Below are 14,236 nucleotides of genomic sequence, written 5' to 3'. Positions count from 1 at the left end.
AACGGGTGGTGTGCGAACGAATGAAGCGGTTCAATGCGGCGGTAGCGCAATGGCTGTCAGCGCCTCGGTCTTACAAGGATGGGCATCCCCGGCGGGCTGTCGGCGAAGGCGGGTTCACGTTGCTGGAAATGGTAGTGGCCGTCTCCATCCTAGCTGTCATGACGGCCATCGTGGCCCCGCACGTGTTCGGTATCGGCCAGCACGTGCAGGCGGTTGCGCGCTCCGAAAACGAGAAGACGATTGAGGCGGCGCTGAATGAATATTACATGATCTACCACCAGTATCCGAGCGGAGATTCCCAGGCGCAGTTGCAAGCTCTCAAAGACGCTCAACTGCTGGATTCCATCCCGCAAGACCCGGCAGGCGGGCACTACGTGATTACCATTCAGCCGGACGGATCTGCACAGGTGACATACCAGGATGGCGCGGGGAGCGGAACAAATGGTACTGGGCAATGAGGTGTCGCTGCGGATTGCCGGGCGGAAGGTGAGGCTGCGGAATCCCGAAGCAGGATTCAGTCTCTTGGAGGTCTGCGCGGCGGTTGCGCTGGTTGGCCTGTCGCTTTCCGTTTCGTGGTTGGGTGTGGCGCCCGTGCTGGGGGCCCAACAGGTCACGCAAACCGCGCAGTCACTGGTATGGGATTTTCGTGAGACACAGGAACTGAGCCAAGTGGACGGTCCTTATGCCGTCTTGGACCTGCATAAGTATCAACCTCAATATGACATCTGGGTTGGACCGCAGGTCCTCTCGCACAGGGCGTTTCTGGACGGAGTGAATTACAAGGATGGATATCTACAAATGGGCACAGGATGGGTGGCATTCGACTCGGCCGGGGATGCTCATGTAGCGGGTGTAGTGCGCCTGACGGACGGTGTGACAGAAGCTGATGTCCACCTGTATACGGGGGCAGGGTGGGTCAGCATGGGCCCGAACGCGGCAGGTGAAGGGTCGTCATGACTCTGCTCGAGGTGTTGCTGGCCGCCATGTGCTTCCTCTGGGCGGCGGAAGCGGCGGCGGCCGCAGAGGGCCAAGCGTTTTCCGAAATCCAGTTGTCAGACCAGGTCCAAGCTGCCGTGGAGGCGGCCCATGAGGCTGCGGAATTGTACACGGCCGGTGACCCAAGCGTTCCCGCTTCACTCCAAGTGAATGGCTATACATGCCAGCTAGAGGTGCAGAAAGATGTGGAAGATCCATCCTGGATCCGTATTGAAGCGAGTTGTCAAGGGACGGTGCAGAGCATCTGGGTGCGTCGAACGGCTGGTGAGCCGTGAACATGGGTTTTCCTTGCTGGAGGTGACCATGGTCATCGGGCTGTCGGCTGTGTTGACGACGGTGGGGCTGTTTTGGTTGCTCAGTCTGGGCCGACAATGCAGGGCCGGATTGGACGCAATGGCATCGGAAGCCGCCTGGGACAATGCGGCGCGCGTCCTGAGTCAGGACGGCCACGCCAGTTCTCGGGTGCGTGCGACCACAAATACGCTCAGCTTGGATTTGGTAAATGGAGATTCTTACACCTACCTGGTCAATGCGGAGGGCCAGTTGGTTCGTGTGCAAGAGGGGGGAGGGACCAGTGTTCTCGCGGATGGCTTTGCGTCCCTTAACTGTGCTCCCGAGAGGTACGGCTTCTCTGTCAAAGTGACGATGCTGGATGGTCACGAACATACGTTGCACGTATGCACAATTGGGGGTGTCATGCCATGAACGGAGTCGGTCAATCCCAGCGCAGGGTTGTGCTGCCCGATGCGCGCACGGGACTCCGGTCGTTTTCTTTGCGCGGGCACAGCGATGCGGGCAACGTGTTGTTCGCGGCCGTTGGGTTCGCCGCGCTGTCGACCGGTTGGGTGACCGTGCTGATGATGGCGGCCGGTGTGGAGCTGCAGATTCACCGTCAACAAGCGGATCTGCAGGAGGCGTATTGGTTGGCCAGGGGTGCAATGCAATATGTGCTCTCTGACTTTCGCGACGAGGGTCCGCACGTGTGGAATGAGCAGGTGACTGTCCCCAGCGGTCAAGTTCAAATTCAGGTGTTGCATAACAGCACATGGCAGGTGTATGTCAGCGCTCATGTAGACGGGGCGCAGGACGTCGTGGCCGCCGAGTACGATGCGCAGAATGGTCGTTTGACCAATTGGCTGGATGAGAGTCCCCCGCCGTCGGATTGACGAAGACCAGGGCGTGTGCCATTACACGGCTCGGCTGTAACGAGTATGGGAAAACCACGGCGAGAAGGTCCGCAGGGGGAAGGTGCCTGGCCCTAGATCGGTTGTCTTTGTCCGCCGTGGTGGAAGAGATTATACTGAAGCTAGAACGCGTAACGCATTGAACGAGGAAGGACGTCACCATGCAGCATATCAAATCGGTATTGCCATCCGCTCACATGCCGGACGCCTCAGCTTGGGACGTCACTTACTTTCGGCGGGAGATCCCGGAATTGAATACCTGGCGGGTAGACGACAACGCCATATGGCGTCATCGCCACCTCTTGTTGGAATACATCCGACAGCGCGATGTATGCGCAGGTTGCCGGGGGTTCGAGGTCTGCCCGAAGGAAGGGGACATGCAGGGATTTGTTCAGGTGCTGGAACCGTATGGCGGGCAACTGACCGTACGGGTGCGTCGGTGTCAACCTTTTCGCGAGTATCACTTGCGCCTGCGCTTGCAGCGTTACGTGGTCGAGGCGGGGGGATTGCCCCAGGATACGTCGTTTCGGTTTGAGAATTTTCCCCGTGAGCAAAGGCAGAAGTATCCGCGGCTGGTACGGTTTGCAGAACAGTTCGCGGAGACTTATGAGATGGGGAAGCCCAGTCCCGGCGTCTATATATTCGGTCCTCCAGGGGTGGGAAAGACTCATCTCATGTTGGCTGTGCTGAATCGGCTGCAGGAGAGAGGGATTCCCTGCCTTTTCGTGCGTTCGGATTCCATTTTCGATAGAATGCGCCAAATCATTGCCGACAATGGGGATTTGGAATCTCTGTTGCACGCCCTCTCGACAGCCCCGGTTTTAGGAATTGATGAGTTCGCCCAGGAGCGAGCCAACGAGTTCACGTTGGAAAAGTTATTTCGTATCGTTAACCATCGTTTTCATGCCAAACTTCCTACGTGGTTTACCAGCAACTACGCGCCTCCAGACATCTATCGGCGCAACGGGGAGGATTTGCTCGATTCTGTGGGGCCCTTGCGCAGCCGCATCATGCAGATGTCCAAGTTGGCCAAAATGGATGGACCGGATGCGCGCCAGCGAAATTTGCAATCTTTGACCTGAAGCCTTACCGTGTGTCGGACGACGTGTCAGGCGGATGAATCATCCGTTCCGGCAGGCCAATCAGCGCGACTTGTTGGTATGCGATGACGATGTGCGGCTCACTGCGTTGGCGCAGTTCTTCTCGTTTCCGGTCCCGTTCAGCTTCCACCCAGGTTCGTTCCTCCACGTCCAGGTCGGGGAGAAGACTCTCGTAGTACAAATCGATTTGTTCCAGTTCTTGTTGCAGGTTGTGCCGAGCTTCTTCCGCCCAGGAAAGGTCGCTGCGCAGTATTTCGCGATGCAGGGTGTTGTCCAGTCGCCCTAGTGCATCGGAGATAGAGAGGCGCGAGCGCTGCAGCAACCGTCCGGGCTTTGCTGGTTGCATGGGGAGACGGCGCACGAAGTCGTAAAATTCGTCCACAATCTCCCCACGGTCCAAACGAATGGCCATGGAGCGGTAGGCCTGTTGCGTGAGCGCAGCTTGGAACGAAACCATAGCATTGACCATCAGCCATGGAACCATGCACTCGCCCGGTGTGGAGGCATCGTACGTGACACAGGCAAAGCGCCCTCGTTTCGCCAGTGAGTCAAATATTTTATTGAGCCGAAAGCTCCCCAGGGTAATCAATTCGCAGACAGGGGGGCGAAAGAACATCCGCTCCACGTCCGACATGCCGCGTGCCTCGGCGGCCGTCCAAGCTTCCTTGCGCAGGCGCTCATTTTCTCGTCGCGCTGCTGGCTCGGAAAATGCCAGTCGCAAGACGGTAGGTTCGACCGGATGACCGGTTTGTTCTGCCCACAGCCAAAAATAGGGTCTGTCCGTGAGTTCTTTGTCCACGTCCATCGGCAGTTCGTATTCCAAATACGCGTCACTGCGACGGAGTTCTCGTGCACCGACCGCTTGCAGATACGTGTCGCAAAACTGGAATCGTTCTTCGGGAGTTCGCAGTGGGGGATTGGAAATCGCGTGTGGACTCGGTCTGAGACTCGGTTTCAAGCGTGCCACAGGTTCGTGTTCTCCTCCTTGTTCCACTCCCGTAGGACGCGATCGCCAAACGCGTTCAGGCGTTCTTGGAGTTGTGTGTCAGTATCGCTTGTCATGGCAATGTCCATCACCTGACGATCGAAGTCGTCACCCAGCCGATGATCTCCGACGATGTAGTCCAATTCTCCAATAATCATCTCGAACAACCGTATTTTTTCTTGCAGAAGTTGAACCATGTGCGCCTCAATCGTATTCTCGGTAGCCAGGTTGTGGATGTATACCTCTTCAGTCTGTCCCAAACGATGGATGCGGCCGATTCGTTGTTCCAGGCGCATTGGGTTCCAGGGCAAATCAAAGTTGATCATATGGTGGCAAAACTGCAGGTTGATGCCTTCTCCGCCCGACTCCGTGGCCACCAAAACCTGCACTTTCCGGGCAAACAGGTCTTTCATCCAGTCCTTCTTGCCGCGCCCAAAGCCGCCGCGAAAGGGAACCACCGATATCCCCTGGCGCTTGAGCATATACAACAGAAAGTCCTGGGTTGCACGGTACTCTGTGAAGACGACACACTTGTCGTCAATTTCCTTCAGCATATGGAGGACTGTCTCTACTTTTGTATAGGTCTGGATAGACTCTGCCATACGCGTGAGCTGTTGCAGGGTTTGCCGCAACGAATCGTCTTTGCTGCGCTTCATCATTCGTTCCATGGTGACCATGGCGGCGTAGGGAGAACTGCAGATTTCTCGCTGTAGCGTGATCAAGGGAAGAACCGACGCACGCCCCTGGCTGCGCGCCCGGTACTCGGTGCGCAGGAAGGTCTGTACCGCATCGTACAAGGCTCGCTCCGGCGGACTGAGTGTAAGTGGCACCGAGCGCACGTGCCGAGGGGGCAGCGCGGTTGATCCATCCCGGCGCCGGTTGCGAATCAGCACGTTTGCGACCTGCTCTCTCAGTGTCTCAGGTTGTTTGGCGGTGCGCGGAGATTCGACAAATGAGCGCGCAAACTCCCGACTGTTGCCCAGGTGACCAGGTTTCAACAGCGTGATCAGGGTGTGCAATTCATGTAGGTCGTTTTGCATGGGGGTGGCTGTCAGCAGCAGTAAAAACTTGTTCGGAATTTGATTGACGGTCTGCCAATTCCTTGTACGCGGGTTTTTCAGCTTGTGGGCTTCGTCGACGATGACCAAATCCCACGCTTGTCCGAGCACTGCGGTGCGATGGGGCTCACGCTTGGCGGTGTCCAGCGATGCCACGATGATATCGTGTTCCGACCAGGTCCATTCATTTCTCTGCGCGAAACATGGGATTCGAAACTTTTCATTCAATTCTCGCGTCCACTGCAAGACCAAGCTGGCCGGCACCAGGATGAGCGCCTTTTGTACGAGTCCCCGCAGCAGGTATTCTTTGAGGATTAGCCCAGCCTCAATCGTTTTGCCAAGACCCACCTCGTCGGCAAGAATGGCCCGGCCGTGCAGGTCGCGCAGCACTCTGCGGGCGGTTTCCACCTGGTGAGGCAGGGGTGTGAACCCTTGCACGTGCTCCAATGCCAAAAGTTGGTCAAAACCTTCGGCCAAACGGGCTCTGACGGCGTCGGCTTGCAACTGGAACAAGATCCATTCGGAGGCTCGGTGTTCGGTCTCGTGCAGGTGCGACAAAAACTCGGCTAAGTTATGCTCCATTTGTTCGCGGTCGTCTCGAATGGGAGGCGTCCGCACCGCGACGTTCCATCCTGATTCCATAACCCTACCTCCATCGCCGACTGGACAGCCGGCCGTATGGCTTCAGGTGACTAGTATGAACCAGGATGAAAAAAGGATTGCATTGGGCCCGCGCCGACTCCGAGCGCGCCTCGCTCAGCGTGGTGATGCCGCACGCGTATCATTTCCGCTCCCTAGATGCATTAGGTGCTCTTGGCAGTCTGCACAGATGACGCGCCATTGTCCTTCCGTGTGGGCGACCCGGCTGACGCTGGTGTTGCCGAGAGCCGGGATGGGGTGACCAATGTAACCGAGCCACAGGCGGATGAACCCGCCGTGGCTGACGCACAAAACCCGGCCATGGTTCACTTCGCTGACGATGCGGTCCATCATGGAGATAAGGCGTCGCTGCATCTGTTCTTCCGTCTCCCTGGAGGGGGCCCCGTTGGGATACCGTCTTTCCGCCTCGACACGCAGCAAGCCTTCGGCTTCTCCGAGCCCCCGCTCGCGCAGTTCCGGGCTGGTGCGGACGGGCAGCGGCACGTTCTTCGCGAGGATGCGGGCTGTGGTCAGGGCGCGTGTCAGGTCGCTTGAGTACAGGGCTCGAAACGGGATGCCTTGCAGTTGATAGGATAACGCCTCGGCCTGCCGCCGGCCGTTGGCGTTCAATGGGATGTCCAACCATCCTTGCACACGCTGTTCCAGGTTCCAATCCGTTTCCCCGTGACGAACCAGCCAAACTTCCAGCAACTCGGTTCCCTCCCCTGCAGTGGTTCCAGTATAGCAAGTTATTATGGTACAATGTAGCCGATTTTGGCCTTGTGCGCCCCTGGCGCCCGGGAAAGCAGCTTGCCGTGAAAGGCTAGGTGGTCAGAGTGCCGGACACCATATTGCTTGTGCACGGCCCCAACCTCAACCGTCTTGGCCAGCGTCAACCCGAGGTATACGGAAAGGATAGTCTGGCGGACGTGGTCCAGCGCGTCCGCAAGGTGTGCCAACCCTACGGGGTCGAGGTCCTGGATTTTCAATCCAATCATGAAGGGGCAATCATCGATTTTCTCCAAACCCATGGACCACAAGCGAGGGGGATGATCATCAACCCAGGCGCACTGGCTCACTACGGGTATGCGCTGCGGGATTGTCTGGAAGATGTGGGCCGCCCGTTTATTGAAATACATATCTCCAATGTTCATCGACGTGAATCCTTCCGCCACCATCTGGTGCTGGCACCGCTGGCTGCCGGTCAGATTGTCGGTCTGGGCACGATTGGATACGAGTACGCGGCCGCATATCTGTTGCGGTTAACCTCGTCAAAATAAGTTCCCAAGGATGGAGGGTTGGCGATGAACCACCGTCTTGAGGCGCTGAGGGCACAACTTCGGATCCAGGGGCTGGATGCCGCGTTTATTGCCGAACCGAGCAATCGGCGTTACTTGAGCGGGTTCACGGGAACCTCTGGCTATGTTTTGGCTGCACTGTCTGAGCAGTGGTTCTTGACGGATTTTCGCTACGTGGAGCAGGCCAAGGCCCAATGTCCGGACTTTGATGTGGTCAATTACGGCCCGTCCTTGGTCTCAGCGCTGGCCGACCTGTTGCGAAAAGCGGGCGTAAAGTCCCTGGCGTTTGAACAAGATTATCTAACGTATGGAGAGGTGCAACGTTGTCGGGAATTGGAAGAGCGCGTTCCGGGCCTGTCCCTGGTTCCTGTCTCCGATTTGGTCGAATCGCTCAGGATGGTGAAGGATGCGGAGGAGATCGAGCGGATTGAGCAAGCAGCCGCCGTCGCCGACGCGGCCTTTGAATACATCCTGGGCGTCATTCGGCCGGGCGTGAGCGAAAAGGAAGTGGCCCTAGAGCTGGAGCTGTTCATGCGCCGGCAGGGGGCGTCGGGGCCTTCGTTTGAGACGATTGTGGCCTCCGGTTGGCGGTCCGCGCTTCCACACGGAGTGGCCAGTGACAAGGTCATTGAAAATGGCGAGTTTGTCACCTTGGACTTCGGCGCCGTAGTGGATGGCTATTGTTCGGATATCACCCGCACGGTGGTGGTTGGTGAACCGAGCGAGCGGCAGCGAGAGGTTTATGAACACGTGCGACAGGCCAACGAATTGGCGCTGGCCAAGGCTCGTCCGGGTCTGACGGGACGCGATTTGGACGCTGTGGCGCGCGATTATCTGGCTTCGCACGGGCTGGGGGAAGCGTTTGGGCACAGTCTCGGCCATGGGGTGGGGCTGGCGATTCACGAGTCACCGCGCCTGTCCAAGCAGAGCGATGATCGTTTGGCCCGCGGGATGATTGTCACTATTGAACCAGGTGTTTATTTGCCGGGATGGGGTGGTGTGCGCATCGAGGACGACATCGTCTTGACAGATGATGGCTGTCGTCTGCTGACGCACGCTGACAAGGACCTGATGACAGTCGGCAAGTAAACCATGACCATATGCTCGGTACCGAGTGATACAGAGGAGGCCGCGAGATTGATCTCAAGCAATGACTTTCGGACTGGAACGACGATTGAAGTGGACGGGAACATCTACCGTGTGATTGAGTTCATGCACGTCAAGCCTGGCAAGGGCGCGGCGTTTGTGCGCACCAAACTGAAAAACGTGAAGACGGGGGCGGTCAAGGAGCAGACGTTCCGCGCCGGGGAAAAGGTGCCCCGGGCCCGCATCGAAACCCGGGAGATGCAATATTTGTATAACGACGGGGATCAGTACACGTTCATGGATACCGAAACCTATGAGCAGATTCAGATTCAAAAGTCCCAGTTGGAATATGAATTAAACTTCCTGAAGGAGAACATGAACTGCTACGTGGTCCTGCACGAGGGCCAGACCATCGGTATCGATTTGCCCAACACTGTCGAGTTGGAAGTGTCCCGCACAGAACCGGGCATCAAAGGGGACACAGCTCAGGGCGGCAGCAAGCCAGCGACCTTGGAGACGGGGTATACGCTGAGCGTGCCGTTATTCATCAACGAGGGAGACCGAATCATCGTCGATACCCGCAGCGGAGAGTACGTGTCCCGCGCGTAGTGGCATTATCCCCCTGCCAGCGGAATCGTGCAGGGCCACGCCCGATGCGAAACTGGGCGCGGCCCTTGCTGTTCAGAGGACTATTCCTTGGGTTGTCCGCATATCCAAAGGTAGGGGGGGGTGCGGATGTGGCATGTCGTGGATCGAGTTGTCTATGCCATGGCCGGACTACGCGTGATGTCGGGCCTGCTTGAGTTAACTGCGGCCATCCTGATGCTCTACGCCGGCACAGCGGCCAAGGCGCTACAAATCAACGGCGCGTTGGCCTTGGTGGGGCCGTTCATTCTGGTGTCGGTCACCACCTTAGGCGTGGCCGGGCTTGCGGAACGCCTGGCATGGGGGCGCGTGCTCTGGATTGTCATCGGGGTGGCCTGTATTTTATATGGCGCCCGCTCGGGGTGACACGTGTCGCACCGTCCTTGGCGGTGCGCATCGCGGGCACCCTGCCGTCAGGCGCTTCGCTGGCGAAACAGGTTGAACACGAAGAACATGAGCAGCACGAATATGACCAAGAACACAACAATCCAGCGAATGAGGATAGAGACATCCATGCGCGGCATTCCCCCTTCTGCTTCGTTTCCCCTTTTCCGCTTTGGCACTCCCCTTATCAGATGCGCCAGCATGTTACAGTGTGACGACTCCCGGTACCCCGTGCTGCGCCCTCGCTGGCATAAGGGCGTTCGCCCGTCCATATACATGGACTAACCGAGGAGGTGGACGACCGTGGACGCGCACGAGCAGCGTGCACCGAGCGTTGGACACCGCAGTTGGGAGGCGGTGGTCCGGGTGTGTCCGCCGGACATTTTGACGTGCCTCGAAAAATTGGCCGAGTCGGATCGCAATCGGGTTGAAGAACTCCGCTTCCGCTTGGGTCAGCCGTTGCAGGTGTGTGGCGATGGCCTCAACGCCTTCCTGGCCCCGGATGGGCAGTTGACCGATTTGCCTGGCGAGGGTGTGCGGGTGGAGTCCGAACACCTCGCTCGGGTCCTGCAGGTTGTGACTCAATCGTCGTTATACGCCGTGGAGGATGAGCTTCGCCGGGGGTTTGTAACCATGGCTGGAGGCCACCGAGTGGGCGTGGCGGGCCGCACGGTCCTGTATGAATCAGGTACAGTCCGATCCGTTCGCAGCATCAATTCCGTCAACGTTCGGATCGCCAAGGAGCGGATTGGTTGCGCGGACAGCGTCTGGTCCGCCTTAGTGGACAACGAGACGCGGCGTCCGCACAGCACCCTGGTCATCTCTCCTCCGCAGTGTGGCAAGACGACCCTGCTGCGCGACTTGGCGCGGCGCTTCAGCGAAGGGGATGGGCGCTGGATGGCGGGCGTCAAGGTGACCGTGGTCGACGAGCGTTCCGAAATCGCCGGCTGTGTGGACGGCATGCCTCAATTCTCCCTGGGGCCGCGCACGGATATCCTGGACGCTTGCCCCAAGGCGGAAGGGATGCTGATGGCCATTCGCAGCCTCTCCCCGGAGTTGGTGGTGACCGACGAGATTGGCCGGGCTCAGGACACGGACGCCATCCTGGAGGCGACCCATGCGGGGGTGGCTGTCCTGGCCAGCGCCCACGCCCGCAGCCTAGAGGAGTGGTGCGAGCGCCCGTACATGCGGGACCTGTATGCCATGCGCGCGTTTCAGAGGTTTGTGGTGCTCAGCCGGCGGCGCGGCCCGGGGACGGTGGAGGCGATACTTGACGAGAATGGGCGAAAGCTTCCGGTGACACCTTCGGTGGGACGGAGACCGCGTGGATGATCCGCGAGATCGGCGCGGCTTTGGTCTTTGTCGCCTGTGCCGGAATGGGCTTTCGCATTGCTCGGGACTACCGGGACCGTCCGCGTCACCTGCGCTCCCTGACGCACGCGATGTTGCTCTTGCAGGCGGAAATTGAATACAGTGTCACGCCCCTTCCGCAGGCCCTCGCGCGTGTGGCTGAACGCGCCGGGCCGCCGGCCGACGCGCTTTTGGAGCGCACATGCGCCGCTCTCCAGCAGGCAGACGTCAGCGTGGAGGCCGCGTTTGCCGACGGGATTGAATCCTGCCGCAGCCGCATGGCCTTGACGAAGCAGGATTGGTCGGTCCTGCGCGAATTCGGCGCCACGCTGGGGACCTCCGACCGAGCGCACCAGAGCCAACAGTTCGCCGTGGTGCTGGCGCATCTCAACCGGCTGGAACAGGAAGCGCGGGACAGTCAGCGGAGGAACGAGAGGCTGTGGCAGTATCTCGGGGTGCTTTTCGGCCTGCTCATCGTCATCCTGCTGTACTGAGGGAAACGTCTGTTGTGGGGAGGAGCCTTCATGACCCCTGAAATTCGCGCGGTTTTCCAAATTTTTGGAATCGGTTTCCTGGTGGCCATCCTGCACACAATCCTCAAACAAAGCGGAAAGGAAGAGTTTGCCCACTGGACGACCTTGCTCGGGTTTGTCGCCGTGTTCGTGATTGTCATCGGCTATGTGGATCGACTCTACGATGAAATCCAGCGCGTGTTTCTCAGTCAGTAGGTGACCACCTTGCACATTCTGCAGCTTGTGGGGATAGGGCTGGTGGCGACCGTATTGGTGAGCGTGCTGCGCCCGCAGGTTCCGCAGTTTGCCATGCTGATGGGCATCCTCGCCGGAAGCGTGATGCTGCTGGTTGTCGTGCGAAACATGGACGCGGTCGTGGTGGTGTTGACCGACCTGGCGCGCGAGGCCAATGTCGACAAGGGCGTGCTCGCGACGGTGCTCAAGATTATTGGCATCGCCTACATTGTTGAATTCGCGGCCCAAGTTGCGCGCGACGCGCAGGAAGGCGCGCTGGCCAACAAGATTGAATTGGCCGGCAAGGTGGGAATTGTGGTCTTGGCGATCCCGATTGTCACCGATGTTGTGGAGTCGCTGGTGCACCTGCTGCCGTAGCCGGGACAAGGGGGATTGAACGTGGTGACTCGCCGCTTCGCCCAGGTGATGCTCGCACTGGCCGCGATGGTGCTGTTACTGGGTCTCGCGACCTCGGTGAAGCCAGTGGTCGTTCACGCGGACGCAGCGACGGAGGGGAACGCACCGGTGCAGGCAGGGGCATCCGAGCCCTCTTCTTCAGCGCGCCAGATGCTGCAACGGGCCGCTCAGGAACAGCTGGACGACCTGCCGACGGAATCCATCACGAAGTTCTGGACACAGCTCGAACAGGAATACGGGGGGTACCTGCCGGAGGCTTCGGGCACCGGGCTGATTCGGTCCATCCTGGACAACGGCGGGGTCAATTTTCGGGGCTTCACCGCCGGTTTGCTGCATTACTTTTTCCACGAGGTAATGGGGAACCTGCGCATTCTCGGCTCCATCCTCATCCTGGCGGTGTTGGCGGCGGTGCTGGAATCCATGCAGACTGCCTTTGAACGCCAGGTCGTGAGCCAGGTGGCGTACGCGATGATTTTCCTGGTGCTTATGATCCTGGCCATCGGGTCGTTCACGCAGGCGATGGGCTACGCCCAGCACGCGATTCATACCATGACGGATTTTATGCTGGCAACGGTTCCGTTGGCGGTGACCCTCCTGGCGGCGTCGGGGGCACCGGCATCGGCGGCGTTTTTTCACCCCGTGCTCTTGTTTGCCGTGCATTTGATTAGCAATTTGGTGTTCCTGCTGGTGTTTCCCTTGATTTTCTTTGCGGCTGTGTTGGACATCGCCAGCGCCTTGTCGCCTCGTTATCGATTGACGCGTCTGGCGGGACTGTTGCGCACGGTGGGTGTGGGGGTGCTCGGGATGTCGTTGACGGTGTTTCTCGGCATCGCCAGTGTCCAGGGATTAGGGCGGGGGATTGCCGACGGTGTGGCTCTGCGCACAGCCAAGTTTGCGGTCGGAACCTTTGTTCCGGTCATCGGGAAGGCGCTGTCCGATGCGGCGGAGACGGTGGTCAGTGCCTCGCTGCTGGTGAAAAACGCCGTGGGTATCGCCGGTTTGGTCATCGTGGCCTGTATCGCCGTGTTCCCCGCCTTGAAGATTCTGGCTTTGGCCTTCATTTACAACGGCAGCGCCGCCCTCATGCAGCCGCTGGGCGACAATCCGATGATTCAGTGCCTGGGCGCCCTTTCCAAGAGTTTGATTCTCGTGTTTGCCAGCGTGGCGGCGGTGGCCCTGATGTTTTTCATGTTTATCTGCATCCTCTTGGCGGCCGCGAATGTGGCGGTGGTGATGGCATGAACGCGTTAGGCGCGTGGTTGAAGCAGATTGTGCTCGTGGTGATGTTGGCCGTTCTGGCCGATATGCTGCTGCCGACACGGGCCATGCAAAAGTATGTGCGGATGGTGATGGGCCTGGCCATTATCGCTGTCATCCTGGGGCCGCTCACGCCGATGGCCAGGCGAGACTGGGCGGCTCATCTGGCCGATTGGGCCCTCCGGCAGGTCAGCGCTGCATCCCCGGAAGCGGTCTCGCCTGCGAATGGGCTGGATACAAACCGCCTGCAACAGACCCTGGCCGAGCAGCAGGACCAAGTGGCGAAGCAAAACCTTGCCCGGGTTCTGAAGCAAGGGTTGGCCGATGACTTGGGGGTGCAGGCAGATAAGGTGGTGGTATCAGGAACGTCCACAGCCAATGGGCCGCGGGCGTTTGTGACCGTATCTTCCAAGTACGCTGAGCGTGCTTCGGAAATCCGTCAGTTTGTTGCGCGGATGCTGGGCGTATCCGAGGCCGATGTAGAGGTTGTGACCGGCGGGAGGGAACGGTAGTGGACTGGAAGCGATTGTTGGAAAACAAGTGGCTGCTGATCCTCGGTATCGTTGGCGCGGTCTGTCTGCTATTGGGCTCCTTGTGGCCCGCTTCGGTGGCCACAGTGGCCACAATCGGCAAAAGTCAAACGGCAAATGCGACAGCCTCCAACAGCAAGGCCTCTGCGTCCGCTGGATCGGACAGTGTGCAGGGGTTGGATCATCAATTGGCCCAAATGCTCGAGAAAATTGAAGGCATTCATGGGGTTTCAGTGATGGTCACGTTTGCGTCCAACGGGAGCGTGGAAGTGGCCAACAATGTTCGACGTACGACGACAAGCCAAGGCGGCAGCAAAGGTTCGCAATCGACCACCACGGATACGGAGGTCTTTTCTCAGCACAATAGCGACGGCAGTGAGTCGCCGTATGTCATCAGTCGCCAGTCGCCCGTGGTGCGCGGGGTGCTGGTCACGGTGAACGCGGACGACTTCGATGTCGCGAAGGCAGAAATTATTGACGCAATCACGAATGTGTTGGACGTGCCCGCATATAAAATTAGCGTGGAACCGCAAAAGCCGAGTTCATAGAATCGGGGAGGAA

The 14,236-nt window shown here is 58.9% G+C and carries 20 protein-coding genes; 17 read left to right on the top strand and 3 right to left on the bottom strand.

Annotated features, from left to right (window positions below):
• Positions 1-20 precede the first annotated feature (20 nt).
• The 6 genes from AK2_RS07515 to zapE all read left to right on the top strand — a co-directional run bounded on the left by AK2_RS07515 (position 21) and on the right by zapE (position 3,262).
• Positions 21-458 carry a competence type IV pilus major pilin ComGC gene (locus AK2_RS07515; RefSeq protein WP_067932980.1) on the top strand — a complete coding sequence of 146 codons (438 nt, stop codon included), beginning with the start codon at positions 21-23 and terminating at the stop codon, positions 456-458.
• Complete coding sequence (locus AK2_RS07510) at positions 421-957, top strand: pilus assembly FimT family protein (RefSeq protein WP_169794748.1); 537 nt, start codon at positions 421-423, stop codon at positions 955-957. The genes AK2_RS07515 and AK2_RS07510 overlap by 38 nt, the downstream gene beginning before the upstream one ends.
• Complete coding sequence (locus tag AK2_RS17110) at positions 954-1,271, top strand: hypothetical protein (protein ID WP_067932976.1); 318 nt, start codon at positions 954-956, stop codon at positions 1,269-1,271. Before AK2_RS07510 ends, AK2_RS17110 begins: the two co-directional genes overlap by 4 nt.
• On the top strand, positions 1,261-1,701 hold the full coding sequence (locus AK2_RS07500; RefSeq protein ID WP_067932974.1) for a type II secretion system protein: 441 nt from the start codon (positions 1,261-1,263) through the stop codon (positions 1,699-1,701). Before AK2_RS17110 ends, AK2_RS07500 begins: the two co-directional genes overlap by 11 nt.
• The gene (locus AK2_RS07495; protein WP_067932973.1) at positions 1,698-2,162 is read left to right on the top strand and encodes a hypothetical protein; all 465 of its coding nucleotides are present in this window, start codon (positions 1,698-1,700) and stop codon (positions 2,160-2,162) included. Before AK2_RS07500 ends, AK2_RS07495 begins: the two co-directional genes overlap by 4 nt.
• Positions 2,163-2,341: 179 nt before the next feature.
• Positions 2,342-3,262 carry an AFG1/ZapE family ATPase gene (gene zapE, locus AK2_RS07490; RefSeq protein ID WP_067932964.1) on the top strand — a complete coding sequence of 307 codons (921 nt, stop codon included), beginning with the start codon at positions 2,342-2,344 and terminating at the stop codon, positions 3,260-3,262.
• Between the two features lie 4 nt (positions 3,263-3,266).
• Here the strand turns inward: zapE and AK2_RS07485 are convergent, their stop codons facing one another.
• The 3 genes from AK2_RS07485 to AK2_RS07475 form a co-directional block, all read right to left on the bottom strand.
• Positions 3,267-4,247, bottom strand: coding sequence for a YqhG family protein (locus AK2_RS07485; protein WP_067932962.1), 981 nt, complete (start codon positions 4,245-4,247; stop codon positions 3,267-3,269).
• Positions 4,235-5,965, bottom strand: coding sequence for a DEAD/DEAH box helicase (locus AK2_RS07480; protein ID WP_083520957.1), 1,731 nt, complete (start codon positions 5,963-5,965; stop codon positions 4,235-4,237). The genes AK2_RS07485 and AK2_RS07480 overlap by 13 nt, the downstream gene beginning before the upstream one ends.
• Positions 5,966-6,079: 114 nt before the next feature.
• Positions 6,080-6,673 carry a histidine phosphatase family protein gene (locus AK2_RS07475; RefSeq protein ID WP_067932959.1) on the bottom strand — a complete coding sequence of 198 codons (594 nt, stop codon included), beginning with the start codon at positions 6,671-6,673 and terminating at the stop codon, positions 6,080-6,082.
• A 125-nt stretch (positions 6,674-6,798) separates the two neighbouring features.
• Between AK2_RS07475 and AK2_RS07470 the strand changes: the two genes are divergently transcribed.
• The 11 genes from AK2_RS07470 to AK2_RS07420 all read left to right on the top strand — a co-directional run bounded on the left by AK2_RS07470 (position 6,799) and on the right by AK2_RS07420 (position 14,223).
• Positions 6,799-7,242: a type II 3-dehydroquinate dehydratase gene (locus AK2_RS07470; RefSeq protein WP_067932957.1), complete on the top strand. Its 444-nt coding sequence runs from the start codon at positions 6,799-6,801 to the stop codon at positions 7,240-7,242.
• A gap of 24 nt (positions 7,243-7,266) precedes the next feature.
• A complete protein-coding gene (locus AK2_RS07465; RefSeq protein ID WP_067932955.1) occupies positions 7,267-8,349 on the top strand; it encodes a M24 family metallopeptidase in 1,083 nt (360 codons plus the stop codon).
• A gap of 48 nt (positions 8,350-8,397) precedes the next feature.
• Positions 8,398-8,955: an elongation factor P gene (efp, locus tag AK2_RS07460; protein ID WP_067932953.1), complete on the top strand. Its 558-nt coding sequence runs from the start codon at positions 8,398-8,400 to the stop codon at positions 8,953-8,955.
• A 126-nt stretch (positions 8,956-9,081) separates the two neighbouring features.
• Positions 9,082-9,357, top strand: a complete 276-nt coding sequence (locus AK2_RS07455) for a YqhV family protein (RefSeq protein ID WP_067932951.1) — start codon at positions 9,082-9,084, stop codon at positions 9,355-9,357.
• 321 nt (positions 9,358-9,678) lie between these two features.
• Positions 9,679-10,707 (top strand): stage III sporulation protein AA, encoded by a 1,029-nt coding sequence (gene spoIIIAA, locus AK2_RS07450; RefSeq protein WP_067932948.1) that lies wholly within the window; start codon positions 9,679-9,681, stop codon positions 10,705-10,707.
• Positions 10,704-11,219, top strand: coding sequence for a stage III sporulation protein SpoIIIAB (spoIIIAB, locus tag AK2_RS07445; RefSeq protein WP_067932947.1), 516 nt, complete (start codon positions 10,704-10,706; stop codon positions 11,217-11,219). The genes spoIIIAA and spoIIIAB overlap by 4 nt, the downstream gene beginning before the upstream one ends.
• A 30-nt stretch (positions 11,220-11,249) precedes the next feature.
• Positions 11,250-11,453, top strand: a complete 204-nt coding sequence (spoIIIAC, locus tag AK2_RS07440) for a stage III sporulation protein AC (RefSeq protein WP_026961103.1) — start codon at positions 11,250-11,252, stop codon at positions 11,451-11,453.
• Positions 11,454-11,849 (top strand): stage III sporulation protein AD, encoded by a 396-nt coding sequence (spoIIIAD, locus tag AK2_RS07435; protein ID WP_369406124.1) that lies wholly within the window; start codon positions 11,454-11,456, stop codon positions 11,847-11,849.
• Between the two features lie 21 nt (positions 11,850-11,870).
• The gene (spoIIIAE, locus tag AK2_RS07430) at positions 11,871-13,130 is read left to right on the top strand and encodes a stage III sporulation protein AE (protein WP_245632816.1); all 1,260 of its coding nucleotides are present in this window, start codon (positions 11,871-11,873) and stop codon (positions 13,128-13,130) included.
• On the top strand, positions 13,127-13,657 hold the full coding sequence (gene spoIIIAF, locus AK2_RS07425; protein ID WP_067932945.1) for a stage III sporulation protein AF: 531 nt from the start codon (positions 13,127-13,129) through the stop codon (positions 13,655-13,657). Before spoIIIAE ends, spoIIIAF begins: the two co-directional genes overlap by 4 nt.
• Positions 13,657-14,223: a SpoIIIAG-related protein gene (locus AK2_RS07420; RefSeq protein ID WP_067932943.1), complete on the top strand. Its 567-nt coding sequence runs from the start codon at positions 13,657-13,659 to the stop codon at positions 14,221-14,223. Before spoIIIAF ends, AK2_RS07420 begins: the two co-directional genes overlap by 1 nt.
• The last annotated feature ends 13 nt before the right edge of the window (positions 14,224-14,236 follow it).

The organism is Alicyclobacillus kakegawensis NBRC 103104 (assembly GCF_001552655.1).
Classification (GTDB): Bacteria; Bacillota; Bacilli; order Alicyclobacillales; family Alicyclobacillaceae; genus Alicyclobacillus_G; species Alicyclobacillus_G kakegawensis.
The sequence above is the reverse complement of the archived record's forward strand: the minus strand, read 5'-3'. Positions and strand labels throughout refer to the sequence as shown.

Coding starts and splice junctions, on each gene's coding strand:
- spoIIIAC (WP_026961103.1), top strand. CDS start 11,250: ATGACCCCTGAAATTCGCGCGGTTTTCCAAATTTTTGGAATCGGTTTC.
- AK2_RS07465 (WP_067932955.1), top strand. CDS start 7,267: ATGAACCACCGTCTTGAGGCGCTGAGGGCACAACTTCGGATCCAGGGG.
- spoIIIAF (WP_067932945.1), top strand. CDS start 13,127: ATGAACGCGTTAGGCGCGTGGTTGAAGCAGATTGTGCTCGTGGTGATG.
- AK2_RS07515 (WP_067932980.1), top strand. CDS start 21: ATGAAGCGGTTCAATGCGGCGGTAGCGCAATGGCTGTCAGCGCCTCGG.
- AK2_RS07495 (WP_067932973.1), top strand. CDS start 1,698: ATGAACGGAGTCGGTCAATCCCAGCGCAGGGTTGTGCTGCCCGATGCG.
- spoIIIAB (WP_067932947.1), top strand. CDS start 10,704: ATGATCCGCGAGATCGGCGCGGCTTTGGTCTTTGTCGCCTGTGCCGGA.
- AK2_RS07455 (WP_067932951.1), top strand. CDS start 9,082: ATGTGGCATGTCGTGGATCGAGTTGTCTATGCCATGGCCGGACTACGC.
- AK2_RS17110 (WP_067932976.1), top strand. CDS start 954: ATGACTCTGCTCGAGGTGTTGCTGGCCGCCATGTGCTTCCTCTGGGCG.
- AK2_RS07480 (WP_083520957.1), bottom strand. CDS start 5,965: ATGGAATCAGGATGGAACGTCGCGGTGCGGACGCCTCCCATTCGAGAC.
- zapE (WP_067932964.1), top strand. CDS start 2,342: ATGCAGCATATCAAATCGGTATTGCCATCCGCTCACATGCCGGACGCC.
- AK2_RS07510 (WP_169794748.1), top strand. CDS start 421: ATGGCGCGGGGAGCGGAACAAATGGTACTGGGCAATGAGGTGTCGCTG.